Here is a 23277-nt window from a genome sequence, read left to right on the forward strand (position 1 = left end):
ATTAATTGCCCAATTCCTTAATAATTGAATTTTGGATAGTTTCTAGTTGTTCGGGAGCGTATTTATTAGAATTATCCTTAAATGTCATACTAAAATCATCATGATCTGTATAGCGGGGAATTAAATGGAAATGTGAATGGAACACTGATTGATAAGCAATTTGGCCATTATTATTAACAATGTTCATTCCTTGAATCTCAGGATTCGAGGCCTTAATAGCTCGCGCAATCTTAGGGATTCTTGAAAAAACTTCACCTGCCAATTCAGGATCATATTCAAAGATGTTCGGCACATGTTTCTTAGGGATGACTAGTGTATGGCCTGGTGTCCCTTGGGAAATGTCTAAGAATGCTTTGACAACATCATCTTCATAGATAGTATAACTAGGAATTTCGCCAGCAACAATTTTGCAAAAAATACAATCTTTCATTGTGAATAACCTTCTTTCTAAAGCATTATACTCTGATTATAACATTGCTTAGTCCTAAGACTAATTCAAAGTTTTGTGACCTATGTTATAATCGTCGATGTAAATTTATACGATTGGAAGTGGCGTGTTGGCTTTAAAAATCAATAAGTTAGTTGGTGGCTATTCTTCGGTCCCCGTATTAAAAGATATTACCTTCGACATCAAGGATGGTGAGCTTGTTGGGCTTATTGGGCTTAATGGTGCCGGAAAATCAACGACAATTAATCATATTATTGGATTGTTAACACCGTTTTCTGGTTCAATTGAAATCAATGGTACAACAATTAATGAAGATCTAAAAAAATATAAAGAACAAATTGCATATATTCCTGAATCCCCGATTGTTTATAAAGAACTTACGTTAAAAGAACATATTGAAATGACTATCATGGCCTATGGCTTAAACAAAGATGAGGCCTGGAACCGAGCACATGAGCTATTAAGGACATTTAGATTAGATAATAAACTTGATTGGTTCCCAGACAATTTTTCGAAAGGAATGCGTCAAAAAGTGATGATTGTTTGCGCGTTCATGACCAATGCCAAACTATTTATTATTGATGAACCATTCTTGGGCCTAGATCCACTTGCGGTTAGTGATTTATTAAAATTAATTACAGAACGGAAGCGAGAAGGCGCTAGCATCTTAATGTCTACTCATGTGCTAGATACCGCAGAGAAGTATTGTGACCGGTTTGTTTTGGTGCACGAAGGACAAGTTAGAACAGAAGGCACCCTTGATGAATTGAAACATGAATTTCCAGAGGCGGGAGATTCATTGAATGATATTTACCTAACACTAGCAAAACAGCAGGGTGAGCGGGATGAATAGTTTATTCCGAACCAGATTATCAACCCACTTAACAGAAATGCTGAAGTACCTGCGTCTCGTTTTTAATGATTATTTCGTCCTTGCATTAATGTTTATGGTCGGTGGTTTGGGTTATTACTATTCAGGTATTTTAAATGACCTTCGTCAAGGAACTTGGTGGGCGCCGTTATTAATGATAATCGTGTTCACGGCCAGTTTACAATTAGGTCGGTTGGCGACGTTGATTGAAGACCCAGACTATGTCTTTTGGTTACCTAAAGAAGCTGAAATGTATCGCTATTTCAGAGCGGGCTTTAGATATAGTTTGATAATTGCGATTGTGGTGCAGGTGATAGCTTGGTTTATCAGTATTCCGTTCATGGATCGGACAATACATGTGCAAGCCGGATTTTTGTTGGCTACTTTGATTTTGCTCAAAATCACATGGTTGTTAAGTGACTTTATCCGTAAGTTTAAAGTAACCAGTGTTTTGGGCAATCGAATGGCACTTAGGTTAGGATTGCCATTAATCGCATTATTAGTAAGCTTTTATACTAATGCAATATTTGGGACGGTAATTAGTGCGATATGTCTGCTTGGATTGGCATGGTATTCTCGAAAATTAGCTCGCAATGTTGCCGTTAATTGGCAAACCACGATTGCCGATGAAAATAGTCGAATGCATACAATTTATTCATTCTTTAATTTATTTACAGATGTTAAGTCGATGAACGGTTCAGTCAAACGACGTCGTTACCTTGACTGGTTAGTAAATCGAATTCAGTTGAAATCAGAAAATACTTACTTGTACCTGTATGCACATGGTATTATTAGAGATACGGAAATGAGTGGCCTGTTTGTTAGGTTAACGGTAATTGGTTTGGCACTATTGTTATTTGTCAGTGGCACGTGGTTACCAGTTATCTTAGCGGTATTATTTATCTATTTGATTGGCTTTCAGCTAGTCCCATTTTATTATCACTTTGATAACAATGCTTTTGTTCACATCTATCCAATTGATCAAAAGAATCAATTGCGTAGTTTTCAAATTGTAATTAGGAATATGTTAGTCGTTACGGCCGGATTATTTGTAATTGCAGTGGCAGTTGCCAATTTTAATAATTGGCTTACAATTATATCAGTGATTATTGCTGAGGTAGTTGAGTTGGTTGGGTTTATTTATTGGTATGTTCCAAGTAGACTAAGACGAGCTGCTACAAAACGTTAATTAAAAAGCTGAGGTGAATTAACCCCAGCTTTAGTTATGTATAAAAAGAAAGTAGGCCATAAAAATGAGAGTAAGAAAAAAGCCCTGGGCAGCATCTTATATCCAGGAGCATCAAGAATATATTGTATTAGAGCCAAAAAATTATCTGGGGAAGTGGCAATCTCGTTTTGCTCAAGAGCAGCCATTACATGTAGAAATTGGAACCGGAAAAGGCCAATTTATTATTGAAATGGCTAGACAGCATCCAGAAGTTAATTTTATTGGAATTGAACTTCAAGAATCGGTAATTGCAACTGCATTAAGAACATTTCTTGAAAAACCAACGCCTAACCTTCAATTTGTTTTGACTGATGGTGGGGATGTTGATGAATTTTTCAATCAACACGAAATTGAAAAAATTTACCTTAATTTTTCAGATCCATGGCCAAAATCAAGACATGCTAAGCGACGACTAACTTCTCCTGGATTCCTTAAAAGTTATCAAGCGGTTCTGCAAGAAGACGGATCCATTGAATTTAAGACAGATAACCGGGGACTATTTGAATATTCATTAATTAGTTTTAATAATTATGGAATGAACTATGAGTACGTTAGTTTAGACCTTCATAATTCACCAGAAGCAATAACGAACGTTGAAACTGAATATGAACAAAAATTTAGCCCTAAAGGACCAATTTATAAATTAGTTGCCAAGTTTAGTTCAAAGTAACTTGGTGACTGGTAATTACGCCAGATTTGTCAGCATAGTATTCGTGAATTAAAACGTTGGCGGCAGCATCTTTATAATCTAAACCAAAGTGAAATACTTGGTTACCGTCATTATCATTTTGTTCAAACCAGCTACCCAAAAATGTTAATCCAGAGTCGTCAATCGTCGGTTTAACTTTATTGATTAAGCGGTGCTTGAGTGACCGCATTAGTGCATGTTTTTTTTTGGTATCACTTAGTTTTTTAGCGACAAAAAAATGCCATAGAAATGGTAGTAAGTGATAAACTATATAGAAGAGATTTAGCTTGCATAGTATTTCCTCCGGTAATTAACATTTTTAATTATTGGTTATATTATATAGCAAGCTTGCTCTTTGTAAATCAACTGATACAATCAGTGGAAAGAAAAGGGATTTCAAATGGAAGTACTTGAAAAAACAAATTACGCGAACATGATCGATCAGATTAAGGATGGTAAGTATATGCTATTCTTCACTGCTGACTGGTGCCCAGATTGCCGTTTTATTAAGCCAGCTATGCCAGAAATTGAAGCGGAATTTTCCGAGTACAAATTTCTAACAGTTGATCGTGATGAAAACATTGATTTAGCTGCAGAAATGGGAATCATGGGAATCCCAAGCTTCGTTGCATTTTCAAATGGTGACGAAATCGGCCGGTACAATAATGGTGACCGGAAGACCAAAAAGAAGTCGAAGATTTCATTAACTCACTTAATTAATTAAATTGATGTATGGAAAGGTTTTTTAAATGTTAATTGCAAGTTATAATCCAAAGGGAACAGGCGATACATTAATCGTTATTTTACGCCCAGATACTAAAGAGCAAAATCAACAGGTTAACAATGGTATTGCGCGAATCTCAGACGCTAACACCAATGAAACATTAGGATACAACTTTTTTAATGCTAGTGAAATTCTTGATGATTTAACAGGCGTTAACGGGCAAATGCCACTAACGGCCAATGATGTTGATAAATTGAATTCAGTATTGTCTGATGCTGGCTTTGATGGTGATATTGAATTTGATCCAGAACCAAAATTCGTTATTGGTTACGTTAAAGCAATCGCAGATCATCCTGATTCTGATCATTTAAAAGTAACAACTACTGTAGTTGATGGTGGTAAAGAACTTCAAATCGTTAGTGGTTCACCAAATATTACAGATAATATTAAAGTAGTTGTGGCTAAGGTTGGTGCAATGATGCCTGATGGATTAATAATTTGGCCAGGTAAGCTTCGCGGTGTTGAAAGTGATGGGATGATTGTTTCCGGCCGTGAATTACGCTTAGCTAATGCTCCACAGAAAAAAGGAGCATTGATTTTACCAGATGATTTTGGCGAAGTTGGAGACACCTTCGATTTTGCAAAAGGTCAACATATTTTTGATTAAAAAGAAAAAACGCAGGGGATTGCAATGAATCATTATGATGGCCCTGCTTTTTTTCGCAGAAAACGCGGAAAACGGCAGGAAAATAAAGAAAAACTAAATACCGAAGCCAGTGAACGCCAATCTGAAGCCAGCGATTTGCATCGTCAGCCTGCTGCTAAGACACCGACTTCAAATAAACCTCAGCGTCGGCAACGGACATTGGATTCTGTTCGTTCGTTTTATGATTTGCCAAGTGAAAAATTGCGCGAAAATCAGCTGTGAAGGGTCAAGTTGCCGTTCCGGAAACTAGGCGGCGAGGACTGTATGATTTATTTAAGCGAGAATTATCAGTTGACTCTGACCAATTAATTTTGTTTAGTAACGATAATTCAGGATATGATTTTGATCTAGATAGACGCGATGATATGGTAAATGTCGCGACGGATCTAACCATTAATAAATCAGTTGATGGTGAATCAGGTACAGTCACATCACCAATGCCAAGTAACCAATGGCTTGATGGGACTCAGACTGAAGAAAATTCAGATGAGCATGAATCATCACTAATTGATAATGATCAAAAATCATTAATGAATCTTGATAATAGGGACGCTGCTGATCAGACAACTAATGAAATGGATTCATTTTTATCTAGTAAGGCCGATATGGAACAGCAAGCGGATAACGTTGACGATGTTGAACCAGAGGCAATTGTTTATGAAAAAAATCCAGATAGTGATGAAGCTATTTCAGACAATAGTGAAGATGAATCAAGCGATGACGACTCAAGTCATCAGATTACTAAACCGATGAAAAAGGTTAAGGTCCGTAAGGGGCTTAGTAAGTCATTCAAATCAATGCTTAATCGCAAGAGTGGTGGTTCTAGTGAAGCTAATTATCACTCGGTTGAGCGACCATCTCAGACTGGTCAAGATTTAGCTACTAATTCTTTTGCTGATGGTTTATCGTCAGAAGCTGATTTTAAGCAGGCAGATGACCAGCGGATAGCTTCTAAGGATATGGGTGATAAACAAGCTATGGCCGTTAGTGACCATTGGCGGCCTTCAATTACGTTATTGGATAAGGAACAAACTAATAATACGCAGTTGAATGATTCATTTGTAACTGATCAAATTACAAAATTGAATCAAACATTATCAGCATTTAAAGTCAATGCTGAGGTAGTTAACTATACTGTGGGTCCAACAATTACTCAGTTTGAAATCAAATTAGCTTTGGGAGTTAAGGTCAGTCGGATAACCAACTTGTCTGATGATCTTAAATTAGCATTAGCCGCTAAAGATATTCGAATTGAAGCTCCCATTCCTGGTAAATCAACTGTTGGAATTGAAGTTCCTAATCCGCATTCTCGGCCAGTCAATCTAGCTGAAATTATTGATTCGCCAGAGTTTATTAATGAACCAGCCTCTTTGGTTGCAGCCATTGGTGAAGATATTTCGGGGACTCCAGTAGTCGGAGACATTGCTAAAATGCCCCATGCTTTAATTGCTGGAGCAACAGGTTCTGGTAAAAGTGTCTTTATTAACGGGTTACTAACTTCGTTGATGTATAAAGCCAGTCCAGCTGATTTAAAGTTGTTGTTAATCGATCCAAAGGCGGTTGAATTATCAATGTATAGTGGAATTCCACATCTACTAGCGCCGGTTATTTCTGATCCGCAGACTGCAACTCAGGCATTGAAGTGGGTCACTAAGGAAATGGATGAACGTTATGAGAAGTTAGCAGCTGCTTCGGTTCAAAATATTAAGCAATTTAATCAAAAGGTTGCGGATTCTGGTGAATATGGATTAAAAATGCCATATATCTTAATCGTGATTGATGAATTAGCTGATTTGATGATGGTTTCTTCTCAAGATACTGAAATGTATATTGCTAGAATTACGCAAAAGGCTCGAGCAGCTGGAATCCACTTGATTGTTGCTACGCAGCGACCAAGTGTAGACGTAGTAACCGGAACCATCAAAAATAATATTCCCACGAGAATTGCGTTTGCAGTATCAAGTCAAATTGATTCTCGAACAATTTTGGACACTTCCGGGGCTGAAAAGCTACTTGGTAAAGGTGACATGCTATACTTGCAAAGCGGCTCATCAAAACCTGCCAGATTACAAGGGGCGTTCGTTAAGAATGATGAGATCCATCGGGTGATTGATTATGTTAGACAAACTGGATCACCTCAATATCAATTTTCACCGGAACAACTAAAAAAATCATATGAGGAAGCAGAACAAAGCGATCCGATTATGGGCGACGTACTAAATTATATTGCGGAAGAAGACTCAATTTCTACTTCAAAGCTTCAACGAGTCTTTTCAATCGGGTATAATAGAGCTGCGACGATTATTGATGATTTAGAAGATCAGCATTATATTTCAGAGCAGCATGGTTCTAAACCAAGAGAAATCTACTATCGTAAGAATAGTGAGCAGGAATAAAAAATAACTTTAGTTAGGAAGAGAGATATGGATTCAGATACAACTTATCATTTTGTAGGAATTAAGGGAACAGGGATGAGTGCCATGGCACTGATCTTGCATGATCGTGGCATGAAGGTCCAAGGTTCAGACATTGAACAATATACATTTACACAACGGGGATTAGAAAAGGTGGGCATCAAAGTAATGCCCTTTGACCCGGAAAATATTCACGAAGGCTTAACAATCATTGCTGGTAACTCATTTAACGATGATCATCCAGAAATTAAAAAGGCGCGCGATATGGGCTTAACTGTATATCGCTACCATGACTTCTTAGGCAAAATGATTGAAGGTAAGACTAGTATTGGTGTTGCCGGTGCTCACGGTAAGACTAGTACTACTGGCTTGTTAGCCCACGTATTGTCAGGAATTTCACCTACTGATTACCTAATTGGTGATGGTTCAGGTAAAGGGGTTCCCGATGCTCGGTTCTTCGTATATGAGGCGGACGAATATCGCCGCCATTTCTTAGCTACATATCCTGACTACGCAATCATGACTAACATTGATTTTGATCATCCAGATTATTATGAAAGTATTGATGATGTGGTTGATGCTTTTACGTCATTTGCTAGTCACGTCAAAAAAGGCATCTTTGCATGGGGCGATGATGAGAATTTACGTCAGCTTAAAGCGGATGTTCCTGTTTATTACTATGGTCTAAAAGACACTGATGATTTCCAAGCGGTTGACGTTAAGCGAACTACTAGTGGTTCAACGTTTACGGTAATGTATCATGGTGAATCATTGGGTGAATTTGAAGTGCCATTGTATGGTGAACATAACGTATTGAACTCACTTGCAGTGATTGCAGTATCATACTTTGAAAAGTTGATCTTGATGAAATTCGGCGAGAACTCCTTAGTTTCTCAGGAGTTAAGCGCCGTTTCTCAGAAAGAAAAGTTGCTGATATGACAATCATTGATGACTATGCCCACCATCCATCAGAAATCAAAGCAACGCTAGATGCTGCTCGTCAGGAGTACCCTAGTAAGGAAATTATTGTAGTATTCCAACCACATACATTTAGTCGAACTATTGCTTTAATGGATGATTTTGCTAAAAGTTTGAACTTAGCCGACAAAGTATATCTAACTGATATTTACAGTTCACCACGTGAGAAGTCGGGAAATGTTTCTTCTCAAGACCTTGGTGCTAAAATTACTAAAGGTGGCGAAATCCTAAAAGTCGAAAACATGTCACCATTGCTTGATTATGATAATGACGTTGTGATTTTTATGGGTGCCGGAGATATTCAAAAATACGAACAAGCTTATGAAGAATTGCTTAGTCACTTAAGTAAAAAAGTTAATTAATTAATTTTCCATTATGAAGACCATTGATTGAGTATAATTCCTTGATTAATGGTTTTTGTTTGCTAGAATTACTTAAAACAATAAAAAGGGAGCGATTTAATTGGATAACTTTTCAAACCAAAATGCCCGGCGAGTAGTTAACGCCGATGCAGGGTTGAATAAATTCTTAACCAAGATGTATGGCTGGATGTCATTAGCTGTTCTTGTTTCAGCGATTACGGCTTATTTAGTTGTTGAAGCCGGTAACGGAACTGTAGCGATGGCAATGGCTGCAAACCCATTAATCAGATGGGGTTCATTAATTGCTTGGATTATTATTCCGATGGTCATTTCGGTTCAATCAATGAAGCGACCCACAGCTAGTTTCGTGATGTTAATGGTTTATGCAGTATTGACGGGGCTAGTGTTCTCGTCACTGCTACTGGTTTACACAGGTGCCTCAGTATTTTCAGCCTTCCTAAGCGCTGCTGCCATCTTCGTTACAATGGCGATTATGGGTGTTGTTACTAAACGTAATTTAAATAAGCTTGGGACTCAAGTGACTGGAGCATTAATTGCGTTGATGGTTGCTATGGTAATCAACATTTTCTTACGAAGTTCAGCGATTGGATTCTTTTTGTCACTTGCTGCAGTTGTTATTTTCTCAATTTTAACAATGTATGATTCTAACCGACTCACCAAGATGTACATGCAATATGGTAGTACTGGCCAGGTTTCAGTTAATGGAATTGCGGTATTCGGCGCATTACAACTATACTTAGATTTTGTTAACTTATTCATTCAATTATTAAATATTATTGGGGTAACTGATAGTAAATAATTTAAGTTTGGTCAAGTTAAACAAGGTATATGAGGAATTTATCTTAAAATTCTTCGTATACCTTGTTTTTATATTAAAAGGGTTGATTTAAATTAGATTAATTAGAATTATTCTTAGGTAACCCAGGTAATAACTGCCGCCTTCGTGGTAAAATTATGTAAGAAGAATTACGCACAATACAAATTGTTAGGAGATTCTAATGCCAAGAAAATTATTATTAATTGATGGAAATAGTGTCGCATTCAAAGCTTTCTATGCGCTTTATACTTCGATGGAAAGATTTGTTAACTCCGAGGGATTGCATACCAGTGCGATGTACGGTTTTAACTTAATGTTGAATAAGGTATTAGAAGATGAACAACCAACGGATGTGTTGGTTGCTTTTGACGCTGGCAAGACAACTTTTAGAACCAAAATGTTCGATGATTATAAGGGAGGCAGAAGTAAGACTCCCAGTGAATTATCAGAACAATTTCCATATTTACGAGAAATGCTTGCTGCTCGTGGAATTAAAACGTATGAATTAGCGGATTACGAGGCTGATGACATTATTGGAACTTTATCAAAACAGGCTGATGAGTCTGGCGATTATCAGACAGTAATTGTGACGGGGGATCGTGACTTAACCCAATTAACTTCAGCTACCACGACAGTTCAGGTGTCTAAAAAAGGAGTTACGGATTTAGAGTCGTACACTCCGGACTATGTTAAAGAAAAATTAGGGGTTAAAACCAGACCAAATTATTGAAATTAAGGGTCTCCGAGGGGATACATCAGATAACTATCCTGGAGTTGAAAAAGTCGGTGAAAAACGGCCGTTAAGTTGATCCAACAATTTGGAACGATTGACAATATTTATGCGAATATTGATGAAGTATCAGGTAAAAAGCTTAAAGAACATTTAATCAACGATCAAGATAAAGCGTTAATGGCAAGAACGCTAGCAACTATTAATCGTGATGCACCGCTCATGATTGGTTTGGATGACTTGGTTTATCAAGGCGATAATACGGAAGCTTTAACTGCCTTTTATGAAAAAATGAGTTTTAAATCATTTTTGGATAAATTGGCACCAAGTACTGAAGAAAATCAAAGTACAGAAATCAACTACGTTGTGTTAACCAAGGATAACGTTGCCGATGTTAGTGCTGCAATTGATAAAGAATTCTCACTTCAAATTGAACTAAGTGATGAAAATTATCATTTGGCCGATATCATTGGTTTCGCGATCGGTAGTGGTGACAAGTGGTTTGCAACGAACGAGGTTGAATTACTAACTAGCCAACCAATTAAGCGATTAATTGAATCACAGACGGTTAAAGTTAATGTTTTGATGCTAAACGGACCTACGTTGCTTTAAATCGACTAGATATTAGGTTATCGGCCGTTGATTTTGATATGTTGTTAGTTTCTTATCTATTGGATACTAGCAATAATAGTAACGATGTAGCCACGATTGCTAGAAGTCAAGGCTATCGGAATATTCAGACTGATGAAGATGTTTATGGCAAAGGCGCAAAACGCTCCATTCCAATTGATCAACCAGAGTTTTTAGCTCATTTGATTCATAAAGTTTGTGCGATTGATCAGCTACACGAAAAAATGTTTGCTGAGCTAGAGGAACATGACCAGACTAATTTATACCGGGATATGGAAATTAAAATTGCTTTTGTGCTATCACGGATGGAAATTGCGGGAATCAAAGTGTTACCTCAAACCCTCGAAGAAATGGGTAGTAAATTCAAGGAACGTCAAAGTGAGATTGAACAACAAATCTTTAATCAAGCAGGTGAGGAGTTCAACATTGGATCGCCTAAACAGTTAGGCAAAATTCTTTTTGAAAAGCTTCAATTACCAGTTATTAAAAAGACTAAGACTGGTTATTCAACTGCTGTCGATGTTCTTGAAAAGCTAGCTCCGGATGCGCCAATTGTTCAAAATGTGCTAGATTATCGTCAAATCAGTAAGCTATTATCGACATACATTGAAGGATTACTAAAAGTAATTCACCCAGAAGACTCAAAAGTTCATACGCGATACCTACAAACATTGACGGCCACCGGACGTTTATCATCGGTTGATCCTAATTTACAAAATATTCCCATCAGAACCGAAGAAGGTAAACGAATTCGCGAGGCTTTGTGCCTAGCCATGAAGGATGGCAAATCTTTTCATCTGACTACTCCCAAATTGAATTACGAGTATTAGCATCTTTATCTGGTGATGAGAATATGCAAGCAGCCTTTAAGTCTGGCGAGGACATTCATGCTGAAACAGCCCGGCGAATTTTCGGCCTCGCATCTAATGATGATGTTACTTCTAATCTTCGGCGCCAAGCCAAAGCAGTTAACTTTGGAATTGTGTACGGAATTTCTGATTATGGGTTAGCCAATAATACAGGAATTACTAGAAAACAAGCCCATGAATTTATTGATCGGTACTTTGAAGAATATCCTGGGGTTAAGAAATATACTGAAGATGTGGTAAAATTTGCTCGTGAACATGGATATGTTGAAACTATTGCACATCGTCGCCGATATTTACCAGACATCAATTCTAAGAGCTTTAATTTGCGTTCATTCGCAGAAAGAACGGCGATGAACACCCCAATTCAAGGGAGTGCTGCAGATATTATTAAAATCGCAATGATTAAAATGGATGAAGCATTAAAGAATATGGATACCCGGATGTTATTACAGGTCCACGATGAATTGATTTTTGAAGTTCCTGAAGAAGAATTAGCTGAAATTAAAACTTTAATTCCTAAGGTGATGGATGAAGCAATTGATTTAGCGGTACCCTTAAAGGTTGAAAGTCATTATGGTCAAACATGGTATGAAGCAAAATAATTAATTATGTTAGTGAGGGTTTTTAGATGCCAGAATTACCTGAAGTAGAAACTGTTCGTAGAGGACTAAATGAATTAGTTGCGGGAAGTAAAATTAAGGATATTGAAGTGTTGTATCCGAAGATGATCAGTAACGTTACTGGTGACCAATTTATCGCTACCCTTAAAGGTCGTGAGCTAGAAAAAGTTGATCGCCGAGGAAAATATTTGCTGATTCGGTTGTCGGGCGGACTAACAATCGTTTCTCATCTAAGAATGGAAGGTAATTACGATGTTGTTCCCGAGGGTGAGAAACCACATAAACATACTCATATTATTTTTCATTTAGACGATGGCCGAGAACTAAGGTATAATGACACCCGTAAATTTGGTCGCATGTCAGTAGTAAATACTGGCGATGAATATGATGTTGCTGGCTTAAGAACGATTGGCCCAGAACCAACTGAAGAAACTTTAACTCTAGAATATATGATTAAAATTTTTGGTAAGAGTAGAAAAGTAGTTAAACCATTCTTGCTCGATCAAAGCAATATTGCTGGTCTAGGTAATATCTATGCTGATGAAGTTCTTTGGATGAGTAAAATCCATCCAGAACGACAGGCCAATTCATTGACTAAGGCTGAATTGGCTGAGTTAAGAAAAAACATTATTTTAGAACTTCAAAAAGCCATTGCGGGGCATGGAACTACGGTTCACTCCTACTCTAATGCATACGGCGAGGCTGGTAGTTTTCAAAACCAATTAAATGTATATGGCCGACAAGGAGAACCTTGTTTACGTTGTGGTACGCCCATAGTTAAGATTAAACTAGCTCAAAGGGGTACTCACTTCTGTCCTCATTGTCAGGTATTGCCTGAGGAGGAATAAAGTGACTAAGATTATTGGGTTGACCGGTGGGATTGCCACCGGCAAGACGCAAGTTTCCAATTACCTTAAATCGTTGAAAATTCCCATTATTGACGCAGATTTAGTGGCCCGAGATGTTGAGTCTAAAGATCAAGCTGGATTGGCGGCAATTATCGATAATTTCGGAAGCGACTTTTTAGATGCAAATGGTGAATTAAATCGGCGTAAGTTAGGTAATCTAGTATTTAGTTCAAAGATTGAACTGTCTAAATTGATTCGGGTAATTAATCCCTTTATTGAAGCGGAAATTTATCGTCAAATTGATTATTACTCAGCTAAAGAATTAGTTGTAATCGATGCGCCAACGTTGTTTGAAAATGGTTACAATAGTATAGTTGATGAAATAGTGGTGGTGTATGCTGATCCCACTACGCAACTTGCAAGATTAATGAAGCGAAATCAACTTTCGATTGCTGATGCTACCAAGAGAATTGCTAGTCAGTGGCCAATGACAATTAAGCAAGAACTTGCCGATATCGTATTTTATAATTCAGGTAAGTTTGAATTAACAAAACAACAAATAAATGATTGGTTAAAAAAAGAAAAATTTAAGGAGTGATAGTTCATGCAGTGTCCTCATTGTGGTCACAATAGTTCCAAAGTTATTGATAGTCGACCAACCGATGACGGCAGAGTTATTCGGCGACGACGCGAATGTGAAAATTGTGGCTTCAGATTCACAACTTTTGAACGAGTTGAAGTTACCCCATTGCTGGTGATTAAGAAGAATGGGAATCGCGAAGAATTTAATCGAGAAAAGTTGATGAAAGGTATTGTTCGCTCGGCTGAAAAACGTCCGGTATCAATGAATGCAATTACAGATCTTGTTGACCGGGTCGAAAATCGATTACGATCAAGTGGCGAGAGCGAAGTTACTAGTAATGAAATTGGCGAATATGTCATGGAGGATCTTGCTTCTTTAGATCAAATTGCGTACATTAGGTTCGCCTCGGTATATCGTCAATTCAAAGATATGTCGGTGTTTTATAAAGAATTAAAAGAAATGATGGAAAAAAGTGGGAGTAATCCGACAGACAATAGTGGTGATAAGTAAATGATAGATGAGGAAAGGCTGTCTCCTGACAGCCGATTCGCTGTCTCAAGTCGAAATGGAAACCAAGAACCAAATCTTAGCGTTTTAACCAATCTTTATTTACCGTTGATTGGAACGAACGCTTTTTCGTTATATATGCTGTTATTTAGCATTGCTCGTGAGGATAAGCATCAATTTAAAGCCCATTCCTTTTATGAACTTCAGTCAACGTTAAGCTTATCGCTGTCTGATATTGGAACTGCACAAAGAAAATTGGAGGGCGTTGACTTATTAGCAACATTTAAAAATAATGATGGCGCATATCGTTTTGCAATCCAGTTGCCATTATCATCGGCTGAATTTTTGCAAACTGATTTACTAACCACACTGTTGTTAGGGCGAGTTGGTGACGCCACCTTTAATCAATTAATTAGTCGGATTGATCAACCTCGAAATGATTTTGAACAAATGGATAATATTTCAGCTTCCTTGTTGGATGTGTTCACAGTGACTAAGGCAGCTATTCAAAATCCTCCAGAAAAAAGTGATTAAATTAAAACAACGAAAGGCTGATCATCAAAAATTATCAGCTAATCAGGCAGCTTTGACTCAGAATCCCTTCGATTTTGAGCTGTTGGTGGAAATTTTGCAGAATTCGTTTGTTGATATAAGTAGTGTTAAGTCAGCATATGAAGCAATTATTGCTGAACATTTACTGTATAGTATTGACGAAGTAACCATGGGCAAACTAATTTTAAAGGCGGTTGATTTAAAGACTAACCAACTTGATACTAACCGGTTAAGTCAGGTGATTGCTAATAGTTATCAGAATAATAAACCTGTGAAATCAAATGTTCAGTCGGCTTCTGTACCTGTCAAGGTCGAGACTACCCAATCGTCATTTGATCAACAAACTAAGCAAATTATTTCAATTGCTGAGAAGACGGCGCCAGTTGCATTTCTAAGCCAATTAAAAAAGCAAAAGGGCGGTTTTGTTTCTAGCAATGAACAGCGGGCAATCAGAGATTTAGTGGCTAGAGACATATTACCAGTGCAAGTGATCAATATTATGACGTACTATGTGTTAGTGAGTTTAGGCAATGCAACTATTAATAAAGGATTACTTGAAGCAATCGCTAATGATTGGGCTCAAAAGAAAGTTGCTACGGCAGCAGATGCAATTGTGGCAATTAAGCGACGAGAAGAAAAGCAATCGCAGCCTGCTAAGTCAAATCGCCGGACTAACGGCCGGCATACGGTTAAAGAGACTTTGCCAGACTGGGCTAAACGTAAGAATAAATCAGCAGCAGCTAAACCTAAAAGTTCCTTAACACCGGAGCAAGAAAAAGCTTTGAATGATAAACTGAAAAATTTAAAAAAAGAAGAAGTAGGTGAACTAGGTGGAAAATGTATCTGAGTCGATGAAAAAAATTTTGACCAGTAAGCATCTTAACGAAAACTTTGATGCACTAGTTACAACCGTCAAGCAGGATCCTGAAATCACTAATTTTGTGAAGGAACATCAAGCAGATCTGGCTGATGATGCAGTTGAACGTTCAATTGCCAAACTTTATGAATTTTATAATGTGAAGCAAAAGAATGCTCGCCAAGAGAAGACCTTTGCTCCGGGATACTTACCTCATTTGGTAGTAAATGATCGCTTAATTGATATCGCCTACAGTGCGTCACCAGAAGTTCAGGCGCGACAAAAAGAATTAGCACAAAAAAGATTGGTTACTAATATTTTGATGCCAAAGGATATTCAGAATGCTAGTTTCAGTGATTACTATCGTGATGGCAATAAGAGTAACGCTTTAGCTGCAGCAGTGGATTTCGTTTCAGGGATGGAAAATAATCCCAAGGGATTTCATCAAGGATTGTATGTTTATGGACCCTTTGGAGTCGGCAAAACTTATCTATTAGGAGCGATTGCCAAACAGTTGTCATTGTCTGGTATTCAGACTACACTAGTGCATTTTCCTAGTTTAGCGGTGGAAATGAAGTCCGCAATTTCTGACAACTCTGTTGCCGGTAAAATTGACTCCATTAAAAAGTCACCAGTTTTGATGATTGATGATATCGGTGCTGATTCGATGTCGAGTTGGGTGCGAGACGACATTTTAGGAGTAATTCTGGAGTATCGTATGCAGCAACAATTGCCAACGTTCTTCTCATCCAATTTTCAATGGAACAACTTGAGGATGAGCATTTACGAGTTACTCAACGTGGAGACGATGAGCCATTGAAAGCCAGTCGCTTGATGGAACGAATTAAATTTTTGTCTCGGCCGGTTGAAATGGATGGTCCCAATCGCAGATTACAGTAAAATTTAATTTGACATTAATTATTGGTAATCTTATACTTTAAACATTGATGAAAAGACATGATTGTTACGACTCATCCCAGGGAGGGTTTTCATATGCTGAAAGAAAACCTGTTAAGATTGTAACGATTACCACTTTTCAACTACGGATTGCGGATAATGCTATCCCGGTAGGTTACCGTTAGCAACCACTTGAGAGCTTTAATTAATAAAGTAATATGGGTGGAACCGCGCTAAATGCGTCCCTGGTGTATATTTGTGCACCAGGGACTTTTTTGTGGTTTCAATTCAATAAAAGAGGAGATAATAATATGGCAGATCTATCATTCGAATTTCCAGATGGCAGTATCAAAGAATTTGCTGATGCAGTTGTTGGTGAAGATATTGCAAAGTCAATTTCAATTAGTTTAGCTAAAAAAGCCGTTGCTGCAAAAGTTGATGGCAAATTACATTCAATTAACGAACCTTTACATAAGGGTGGCAAGTTAGAAATCGTCACTAAGGATAGTGTAGAAGGCCTAACAGTTCTTAGACAAACTGCTGCTCAAATTTTAAAGATGGCAATTGCTCAAGATTTTAAGAACATTCAATTTGGCGAAAGTGTTGCTGATGTTGATGGCTTCTATGTTGATACTGATAAACCTGATACTCAAATTACAGTTGATGAACTTGACGGTTTAGCAGATTCAATGAAAAAATCGTTTCAGATAACTTGGAAATCGATTCGTTAGAGTTATCAGTTGATGATGCTAAGAAATTAGCTGGCGATGACCAATATCAATTATCATTAATCGACAAGTTAGCAGTTGATGGTCAAGTGCTATATAACCAAATTGGCGATTTTAAGGGAATCTCAGAAGGTGCCGTATTACCAAAGACCGGCGCTGTTAAAATCTTCAAGTTGCTTTCAGTTGCCGGAGCATACTGGGAAGGTAAGTCATCAAACCCAATGCTACAAAGAATTTACGCAACCGCATTTAACAAACAAGCTGAACTTGACGAAGATTTGAAACAACGTCAAGAAGCTCGTGATCGTGATCACCGAGTAATCGGAAACCAACTTGACTTATTCTTTGTTGATCCCAAGGTTGGAGCCGGATTACCATACTGGATGCCAAACGGTGCCACTATCAGAAGAACCATTGAACGTTACATTATTGACCGCGAAGTTGCTAATGGTTACCAACATGTTTATACGCCAGTTCTTGCTAACCTTGACTTATACAAGCAATCAGGACATTGGGATCACTACCGTGAAGACATGTTCCCGCCGATGGACATGGGTGATGGCGAAATGCTTGAATTACGTCCAATGAACTGTCCTTCACATATTCAAGTTTACAAGCATCACATTCGCTCATACCGTGAATTACCACTTAGAATTGCTGAATTAGGTATGATGCATCGTTATGAAAAGTCTGGAGCCCTTTCTGGATTACAACGAGTTCGTGAAATGACACTTAATGATGGTCACACATTTGTAACCCTTGATCAAATTCAAGAAGAATTCCAAAAAATCCTTAAGTTAATGGTTTCTGTATATCATGACTTCGATATTAACGATTACACATTCCGTTTGAGTTATCGTGATCCAAAGAATACTGAAAAGTACTTTGATGATGATGAAATGTGGAACCGTGCGCAAGGTATGTTGAAGGGTGCCATGGATGAATTAGGCTTAGACTATGTTGAAGCTGAAGGCGAGGCTGCATTTTACGGCCCTAAGCTTGATGTTCAAACTAAGACGGCTTTGGGTAACGAAGAAACATTATCAACTATCCAATTAGACTTTATGTTGCCAGAAAGATTTGACCTTCATTACGTTGGTGAAGATGGTCAAGAACATCGTCCAGTTATGATTCACCGTGGTTTGGTTTCAACTATGGAACGATTCACTGCTTACTTAACTGAAATTTATAAGGGTGCCTTTCCAACTTGGTTAGCTCCTCATCAAGTTCGTGTTATTCCAGTTAGTGAAGAAAAACATGGGGCTTTTGCACAAGAAGTTAGCGAAAAATTAAGAGAGTTCAATATTCGTGCGGATGTTGATGATCGTCCAGAAAAGATGGGTTATTTAATTCGAGATGCTCAAACTCACAAGATTCCTTATACTTTGGTTGTTGGGGATGAAGAGGTCAATTCTGGAGCAGTTTCAGTTCGTAAGTATGGTGAGGATGATTCTAAATCCGAATCAGTCGATACATTCGTTGATGAAATCAGACATGATATCGATACTTACTCAAGAAACGAAGATTAAGGTTAAACCCTTGACACCTAATTTGATAGATGATATTCTATTAAAGTTGACAAGAAAGTAAAGCAGAAGCGACCCGCTTCTCGCCTAAGTAAAAATGTTTGCTGGGCACGATATCGAGTCAGGACTTATCACTATGTGATATAGTCTTGTAATTGAGCGGGCGCAAATATTGCGCCCGCTTTTTATTCTGCTTTTATCAATTTCGGAGGTGAAGTACCATAGCAAAAGATATGATGGTTAATGACGGAATTCGCGCTCGTGAGGTACGTCTGATTGGTGCAATGGCGATCAACTTGGTGTTAAGTCTAAAGAAGATGCTTTAAAGCTCGCTGAAGACGCAGAGTTAGATTTAGTTTTGGTTGCTCCTAAAGCAAAGCCGCCAGTAGCAAAGATTCTGGATTACGGGAAGTACCGCTTTGAACTTCAAAAGAAGGAACGAGAATCTCGTAAAAAGCAAAAAGTCATCAGTGTCAAAGAAGTTCGCTTGAGCCCTACAATTGATGTTAATGATTTCAACACTAAGTTAAAGAACGCTAAAAAGTTCTTAGCTAAGGGTGAAAAAGTTAGAGTGTCAATTAGATTTAAGGGACGAGCAATTACACATAAGGATATCGGTCGTGAAGTTCTTGATCGAATGGCAAAGGAAACTGCTGATGTTGCCAATGTCGAACAAAAGGCTAAGATGGATGGCCGAAGCATGTTCTTAGTGTTAACACCAAAAGATTCAGATAAAAATTAGTTAAAATTTTTGAGGAGGAAACATAATGCCTAAACAAAAAACAAACCGCGCTGCTGCTAAGCGTTTTAAAAAGACTGCTAACGGTGGTTTCAAGAGTGGAGCCGCTTATACTAGTCACCGTTTCCATGGTAAGACTAAGAAGCAACGTCGCCAACTTCGTGGCACTCACATGATGGACAGCACTAATGTGAAGACATACAAGAAGTTATTAGCACACTAATCAATTAAAAAATTAATCGCCAATAATTAGGAGGAATTCGATATGCCACGAGTAAAAGGTGGAACAGTCACACGCGCACGTCGTAAACGTGTTTTAAAATTAGCTAAGGGTTACCGTGGTGCTAAGCACCGTTTGTTCAAGACCGCTAAAGATCAAGTAATGAAGTCACAAACTTATGCATTCCGTGATCGTCGCGCTAACAAAGGTAATTTCCGTAAATTATGGATTGCCCGTATTAACGCTGCATCAAGAATCAATGGTTTGAGTTACAGCCAATTTATGCATGGTTTGAAACTTGCTAACATTGACATGAACAGAAAGATGCTTGCTGATCTTGCAGTTAACGATGCAGACGCATTCAAAGCACTTACAGATGAAGCCAAGAAGGCTCTCAAGTAATTTTTGACTTAAACAAGACTTTCACTGGTTAACGGTGAAAGTCTTTTTAAATAATTTAGTAAAAGGGAGTTTCCCAATGATTTCTAAGTTCAAACCAAGCTGGATGTTCCAGGATATTTACCACGTGTCCCCAGAATTTCTGGCGGGAAATCACATTAAGTATATTTTAACTGACCTTGATAACACCCTGATTCCATGGAACCAAAGTGATGGAAGCGCGAAGCTTGCAGATTGGTTACGGGAAATGAAAAAGTATGGTATCAAAGTAATCGTTGTCTCAAATAATAGTTATTCACGGATTAGTCAAGCACTTACTGATTATGATGTTGCATTTGTTTCTAGGGCTTTAAAACCACTAACATTTGGAATTAATCGAGCAATTAACCAATATTCACTTAGTCGTAAAGAAACTGTGATGATTGGTGATCAGTTGCTAACAGATGTTTTTTCCGCTAATAATAGTGGGGTTAATAGCATTCTAGTCAAGCCGTTAGTTAATAATGATGGTTGGACAACGTGGTTTAATAGATTTCTTGAACGATTTGTGTTTCAATTACTAAAGAAAAAATATTCTGATATTCATTGGCAATAGGAGGAAATATATGGCTGAAAGCGAAATTATAATTGATGGAGAAGTTGTTCACTGTATTGGTTGTGGAGCAGCAATTCAAACTGAGGATAAAACTAAACCAGGATATACCCCTGAATCAGCTTTAAACAAGGGATTGGAATCTGGCGAGGTATATTGTCAGCGATGCTTTAGATTACGGCACTATAATGAAATTGTTCCAGTTGGCCTAACTGATGATGACTTTTTGAAATTATTATCAAGTATTTCGGCTACTGATTCTTTAATTGTTTATGTCGTTGATATTTTTGATGTTAACGGTAGTTTGATTCCAGGGCTTCATCGATTAGTCGGTGATAATAAAGTACTTTTGGTTGGAAACAAAGTTGATATCTTACCAACTTCTTTCAAGCATAAGAAGGTTGCTGACTGGTTACGTCAACAAGCTAACGGAGCTGGTATTCGACCAATTGGGGTTCAATTAGTATCTGGAAAGACTAATGAAGATGTGGACAGTTTACTTGCAAGTATCGAAAAGTATCGAAATGGTAAAGATGTTTATGTTGTTGGGGTAACCAATGTTGGAAAATCAACTTTAATTAACCAAATTATTAGTCAGTCAACCGGAGTTAAGAATTTAATTACCACATCACGGTTCCCAGGGACTACATTGGACAAAATTGAGATTCCGTTGGCTGATGGTCAAACTCTGACCGATACCCCAGGGATTATTCAACCAGAACAGATGGCGCACTTGCTTTCTGGTGAGGAACTTAAATTAGTTACCCCACAAAAGACGATTAAGCCCAAAGTTTACCAATTAAATCCAGAACAAACACTGTTTTTAGGTGGCTTAGGCCGGTTTGACTACGTCTCTGGTGATAAGAAGCACGGCTTTACAGTCTATGCAGAGAACGGTCTTTACTTGCACCGTACTAAGTTAGCTAACGCTGACGAATTTTATGAAGGCCATGTTGGGGACTTACTAACTCCGCCCACAAGTGATAATGTAGAACAATTTGGCAAGTTAGTACCGCATGAATTTAAAACGACTGTCAAAAGTGATATTGTGATTGAGGGATTAGGTTGGATTACCGTTCCTGCCGGAATTGTTGTCCGTGGTTGGGCACCAAACAAGTGGCGGTCTTAATTAGACCAGCAATGATTTAAGGGGTAAATAATGGAATTAAAAGGAAAACAAAGAAGACTACTAAAGTCAAAAGCAAACAGAATGAAACCAATCTTTTCAGTTGGAAAGAATGGTTTGTCACCTGTTTGGCTAGAAGAAGTAAATACTGCAATTGAAAAACGTGAACTTATGAAGATTAACATTTTGCAAAATGCAGATGTTACGACTGAAGATGTTCGCAACTATATTCAAGAAAATTCTGACATCATGGTGATTCAAGTAATTGGCCGTAGTCTGTTACTATTTAAAGAAGCTGGCGATCCTGATAACCGTGATGTATCAGTCGAAGTTACATCGATCTAGGAGTGGTAAACCATGGCAAAGGTTGCTAGTACGGTTCAAACTTACGCAAAGACGCAATTAAATACTAATAACCAGCATAAAAAAATTGGCATATTGGGTGGGACATTTAATCCAATTCATAATGGTCATTTAATTATCGCGGAGCAGGTGATTGATCAACTAGGGTTAGATGAAATCAGGTTTATGCCTGATTTCACTCCACCTCACGTCGATCGAAAGCTTGCAATTGACGCCAAAGAACGGGTGTCGATGATTAGTGGTTCAATTAGAGACAATCCTCGTTTTGCAATTGAAATGGAAGAGATTGCTCGTGGTGGAACCAGTTATTCATATGATACGATGGTGGCTTTAAAACGTCGAAATCCTAATTATGAATACTATTTCATTATCGGTGGGGATATGGTTGAATACTTGCCGAAGTGGTATAAAATTGATGAGTTAGCCAAGTTAGTAACTTTTGTTGGTGTTAAACGATCAGGTTATAAGACAACTTCAAAGTATCCAATCATTTGGGTTGACGTACCATTCATTGATATATCATCAACATTAATCAGGGCTAAGGTTAGAGCTAATCATTCAATTAGATATCTTGTGCCAAGTTTTGTTGAAAAATATATTAAGGAGAATGGTTTATATGCAAACTAAAGAATTAACTTATCAGCATCATTACACGCCATTAACGCGATTGGAGTTAGTTGAGAAACTAAGATCCGCTTTGACAGATGAACGTTTTCAACATGTGTTGCGAGTTGAACAAACTGCTGTTGACCTAGCTGAACGTTATGGAGTTGATCCAGAAAGAGCTAGTGTAGCTGGCTTGGTTCATGACTATGCCAAGCAAAGATCTGATAAGGAATTTATTGAAACCATTCATAAGTATCATCTAGATCCTAATCTGTTAAATTATGGTAACGCAATTTGGCATGGTGTCGTTGGCTGGATTTTAGTGAAAAATGAATTAGGAATCAATGATATTGAAATTTTAAAGGCCGTCGAATACCATACAGTTGGTCATGAAACGATGACTAAACTGGAACAAATTGTGTACATGGCTGACTATATTGAACCCCATCGGAATTTTCCCGGAGTGGAACAAGCCCGAAAGTTAACCAATGAAGATTTAGCTTTAGCGGTAGCTTATCAAACTAAGCAAACTTTGGTTTATTTAGTTGATAATAACCGCCCAGTATTTCCCCAAACAGTTGTTACGTACAACAGTTGGGTACCTAAAAGTGGACTGGATTAATAGGAGG

Annotated in this window: 20 protein-coding genes, 7 pseudogenes and 1 other annotated feature; of the genes and pseudogenes, 25 read left to right on the forward strand and 2 right to left on the reverse strand. The window is 37.9% G+C overall.

Annotated elements, in window-relative coordinates; genetic code table 11:
• Position 1 precedes the first annotated feature (1 nt).
• On the reverse strand, positions 2–430 hold the full coding sequence (locus NBRC111893_RS03865; RefSeq protein ID WP_125008062.1) for an HIT family protein: 429 nt from the start codon (positions 428–430) through the stop codon (positions 2–4).
• Positions 431–557: 127 nt separating this feature from the next.
• Between NBRC111893_RS03865 and NBRC111893_RS03870 the strand changes: the two genes are divergently transcribed.
• The 3 genes from NBRC111893_RS03870 (at position 558) to trmB (ending at position 3217) form a co-directional block, all read left to right on the forward strand.
• Complete coding sequence (locus NBRC111893_RS03870) at positions 558–1301, forward strand: ABC transporter ATP-binding protein (RefSeq protein ID WP_125008063.1); 744 nt, start codon at positions 558–560, stop codon at positions 1299–1301.
• Entirely contained in the window at positions 1294–2508 is a 1215-nt protein-coding gene (locus NBRC111893_RS03875; RefSeq protein WP_125008064.1) for an ABC transporter permease, read from the forward strand. Before NBRC111893_RS03870 ends, NBRC111893_RS03875 begins: the two co-directional genes overlap by 8 nt.
• A gap of 64 nt (positions 2509–2572) precedes the next feature.
• A complete protein-coding gene (gene trmB / locus NBRC111893_RS03880) occupies positions 2573–3217 on the forward strand; it encodes a tRNA (guanosine(46)-N7)-methyltransferase TrmB (RefSeq protein WP_125008065.1) in 645 nt (214 codons plus the stop codon).
• On the opposite strand, the gene NBRC111893_RS03885 is transcribed toward trmB, so the two are convergent.
• Positions 3204–3425, reverse strand: coding sequence for a hypothetical protein (locus NBRC111893_RS03885; protein ID WP_125008066.1), 222 nt, complete (start codon positions 3423–3425; stop codon positions 3204–3206). The two genes, trmB and NBRC111893_RS03885, sit on opposite strands and share 14 nt — an antisense overlap.
• 210 nt (positions 3426–3635) lie before the next feature.
• Here NBRC111893_RS03885 and NBRC111893_RS03890 point away from each other — a divergent pair.
• From NBRC111893_RS03890 to yqeK, 22 genes and pseudogenes are all read left to right on the forward strand, one after another.
• A pseudogene (locus tag NBRC111893_RS03890) lies at positions 3636–3955 on the forward strand (thioredoxin family protein).
• A gap of 29 nt (positions 3956–3984) precedes the next feature.
• Entirely contained in the window at positions 3985–4626 is a 642-nt protein-coding gene (ytpR, locus tag NBRC111893_RS03895; RefSeq protein WP_125008068.1) for a YtpR family tRNA-binding protein, read from the forward strand.
• A 24-nt stretch (positions 4627–4650) separates the two neighbouring features.
• Complete coding sequence (locus NBRC111893_RS03900; RefSeq protein WP_125008069.1) at positions 4651–4887, forward strand: hypothetical protein; 237 nt, start codon at positions 4651–4653, stop codon at positions 4885–4887.
• The gene (locus NBRC111893_RS03905) at positions 4884–7061 is read left to right on the forward strand and encodes a DNA translocase FtsK (RefSeq protein ID WP_225417560.1); all 2178 of its coding nucleotides are present in this window, start codon (positions 4884–4886) and stop codon (positions 7059–7061) included. Before NBRC111893_RS03900 ends, NBRC111893_RS03905 begins: the two co-directional genes overlap by 4 nt.
• A gap of 27 nt (positions 7062–7088) precedes the next feature.
• A pseudogene (murC, locus tag NBRC111893_RS03910) lies at positions 7089–8419 on the forward strand (UDP-N-acetylmuramate--L-alanine ligase).
• A 100-nt stretch (positions 8420–8519) separates the two neighbouring features.
• Positions 8520–9239, forward strand: coding sequence for a Bax inhibitor-1/YccA family protein (locus NBRC111893_RS03915; RefSeq protein WP_125008070.1), 720 nt, complete (start codon positions 8520–8522; stop codon positions 9237–9239).
• A 199-nt stretch (positions 9240–9438) separates the two neighbouring features.
• Positions 9439–12088: pseudogene (polA, locus tag NBRC111893_RS03920) on the forward strand (DNA polymerase I).
• A 26-nt stretch (positions 12089–12114) separates the two neighbouring features.
• Positions 12115–12954 (forward strand): DNA-formamidopyrimidine glycosylase, encoded by an 840-nt coding sequence (mutM, locus tag NBRC111893_RS03925; protein ID WP_125008071.1) that lies wholly within the window; start codon positions 12115–12117, stop codon positions 12952–12954.
• Position 12955: 1 nt separating this feature from the next.
• Positions 12956–13552, forward strand: coding sequence for a dephospho-CoA kinase (gene coaE, locus NBRC111893_RS03930; protein WP_125008072.1), 597 nt, complete (start codon positions 12956–12958; stop codon positions 13550–13552).
• Positions 13553–13558: 6 nt separating this feature from the next.
• A complete protein-coding gene (gene nrdR, locus NBRC111893_RS03935; RefSeq protein ID WP_125008073.1) occupies positions 13559–14047 on the forward strand; it encodes a transcriptional regulator NrdR in 489 nt (162 codons plus the stop codon).
• Entirely contained in the window at positions 14048–14578 is a 531-nt protein-coding gene (locus NBRC111893_RS03940) for a replication initiation and membrane attachment family protein (RefSeq protein ID WP_125008074.1), read from the forward strand.
• On the forward strand, positions 14571–15443 hold the full coding sequence (locus tag NBRC111893_RS03945) for a DnaD domain protein (protein ID WP_125008075.1): 873 nt from the start codon (positions 14571–14573) through the stop codon (positions 15441–15443). The genes NBRC111893_RS03940 and NBRC111893_RS03945 overlap by 8 nt, the downstream gene beginning before the upstream one ends.
• Positions 15427–16352 (forward strand): annotated as a pseudogene (gene dnaI, locus NBRC111893_RS03950) (primosomal protein DnaI). The gene NBRC111893_RS03945 and the pseudogene dnaI overlap by 17 nt, the downstream one beginning before the upstream one ends.
• Before the next feature lie 308 nt (positions 16353–16660).
• Positions 16661–18606, forward strand: a pseudogene (gene thrS / locus NBRC111893_RS03955) (threonine--tRNA ligase).
• A 54-nt stretch (positions 18607–18660) separates the two neighbouring features.
• Positions 18661–18799 (forward strand) — a sequence feature (ribosomal protein L20 leader region).
• A gap of 37 nt (positions 18800–18836) precedes the next feature.
• Positions 18837–19345, forward strand: a pseudogene (gene infC, locus NBRC111893_RS03960) (translation initiation factor IF-3).
• Between the two features lie 25 nt (positions 19346–19370).
• On the forward strand, positions 19371–19565 hold the full coding sequence (gene rpmI, locus NBRC111893_RS03965) for a 50S ribosomal protein L35 (RefSeq protein WP_125008076.1): 195 nt from the start codon (positions 19371–19373) through the stop codon (positions 19563–19565).
• Positions 19566–19607: 42 nt separating this feature from the next.
• Entirely contained in the window at positions 19608–19964 is a 357-nt protein-coding gene (rplT, locus tag NBRC111893_RS03970) for a 50S ribosomal protein L20 (RefSeq protein ID WP_125008077.1), read from the forward strand.
• A gap of 76 nt (positions 19965–20040) precedes the next feature.
• Positions 20041–20556: a YqeG family HAD IIIA-type phosphatase gene (locus NBRC111893_RS03975; RefSeq protein ID WP_125008078.1), complete on the forward strand. Its 516-nt coding sequence runs from the start codon at positions 20041–20043 to the stop codon at positions 20554–20556.
• Positions 20557–20566: 10 nt separating this feature from the next.
• A pseudogene (gene yqeH, locus NBRC111893_RS03980) lies at positions 20567–21702 on the forward strand (ribosome biogenesis GTPase YqeH).
• 10 nt (positions 21703–21712) lie between these two features.
• Positions 21713–22024: a YhbY family RNA-binding protein gene (locus tag NBRC111893_RS03985; RefSeq protein WP_125008080.1), complete on the forward strand. Its 312-nt coding sequence runs from the start codon at positions 21713–21715 to the stop codon at positions 22022–22024.
• A 12-nt stretch (positions 22025–22036) separates the two neighbouring features.
• On the forward strand, positions 22037–22669 hold the full coding sequence (locus tag NBRC111893_RS03990; protein ID WP_125008081.1) for a nicotinate-nucleotide adenylyltransferase: 633 nt from the start codon (positions 22037–22039) through the stop codon (positions 22667–22669).
• Positions 22659–23270 carry a bis(5'-nucleosyl)-tetraphosphatase (symmetrical) YqeK gene (gene yqeK, locus NBRC111893_RS03995; RefSeq protein ID WP_125008082.1) on the forward strand — a complete coding sequence of 204 codons (612 nt, stop codon included), beginning with the start codon at positions 22659–22661 and terminating at the stop codon, positions 23268–23270. The genes NBRC111893_RS03990 and yqeK overlap by 11 nt, the downstream gene beginning before the upstream one ends.
• Positions 23271–23277 lie beyond the last annotated feature (7 nt).

Origin of the sequence: Lentilactobacillus kosonis, from assembly GCF_003864335.1 — a bacterium.
GTDB lineage: Bacteria > Bacillota > Bacilli > Lactobacillales > Lactobacillaceae > Lentilactobacillus > Lentilactobacillus kosonis.

Excerpts from the sequence above, each read along its gene's own strand:
- NBRC111893_RS03990 (WP_125008081.1), top strand. The coding sequence starts at position 22,037 with ATGGCAAAGGTTGCTAGTACGGTTCAAACTTACGCAAAGACGCAATTA.
- NBRC111893_RS03885 (WP_125008066.1), bottom strand. The coding sequence starts at position 3,425 with ATGCGGTCACTCAAGCACCGCTTAATCAATAAAGTTAAACCGACGATT.
- trmB (WP_125008065.1), top strand. The coding sequence starts at position 2,573 with ATGAGAGTAAGAAAAAAGCCCTGGGCAGCATCTTATATCCAGGAGCAT.
- rplT (WP_125008077.1), top strand. The coding sequence starts at position 19,608 with ATGCCACGAGTAAAAGGTGGAACAGTCACACGCGCACGTCGTAAACGT.
- NBRC111893_RS03985 (WP_125008080.1), top strand. The coding sequence starts at position 21,713 with ATGGAATTAAAAGGAAAACAAAGAAGACTACTAAAGTCAAAAGCAAAC.
- ytpR (WP_125008068.1), top strand. The coding sequence starts at position 3,985 with ATGTTAATTGCAAGTTATAATCCAAAGGGAACAGGCGATACATTAATC.
- NBRC111893_RS03865 (WP_125008062.1), bottom strand. The coding sequence starts at position 430 with ATGAAAGATTGTATTTTTTGCAAAATTGTTGCTGGCGAAATTCCTAGT.
- mutM (WP_125008071.1), top strand. The coding sequence starts at position 12,115 with ATGCCAGAATTACCTGAAGTAGAAACTGTTCGTAGAGGACTAAATGAA.
- nrdR (WP_125008073.1), top strand. The coding sequence starts at position 13,559 with ATGCAGTGTCCTCATTGTGGTCACAATAGTTCCAAAGTTATTGATAGT.
- NBRC111893_RS03975 (WP_125008078.1), top strand. The coding sequence starts at position 20,041 with ATGATTTCTAAGTTCAAACCAAGCTGGATGTTCCAGGATATTTACCAC.
- NBRC111893_RS03900 (WP_125008069.1), top strand. The coding sequence starts at position 4,651 with ATGAATCATTATGATGGCCCTGCTTTTTTTCGCAGAAAACGCGGAAAA.
- NBRC111893_RS03940 (WP_125008074.1), top strand. The coding sequence starts at position 14,048 with ATGATAGATGAGGAAAGGCTGTCTCCTGACAGCCGATTCGCTGTCTCA.
- yqeK (WP_125008082.1), top strand. The coding sequence starts at position 22,659 with ATGCAAACTAAAGAATTAACTTATCAGCATCATTACACGCCATTAACG.
- NBRC111893_RS03875 (WP_125008064.1), top strand. The coding sequence starts at position 1,294 with ATGAATAGTTTATTCCGAACCAGATTATCAACCCACTTAACAGAAATG.
- rpmI (WP_125008076.1), top strand. The coding sequence starts at position 19,371 with ATGCCTAAACAAAAAACAAACCGCGCTGCTGCTAAGCGTTTTAAAAAG.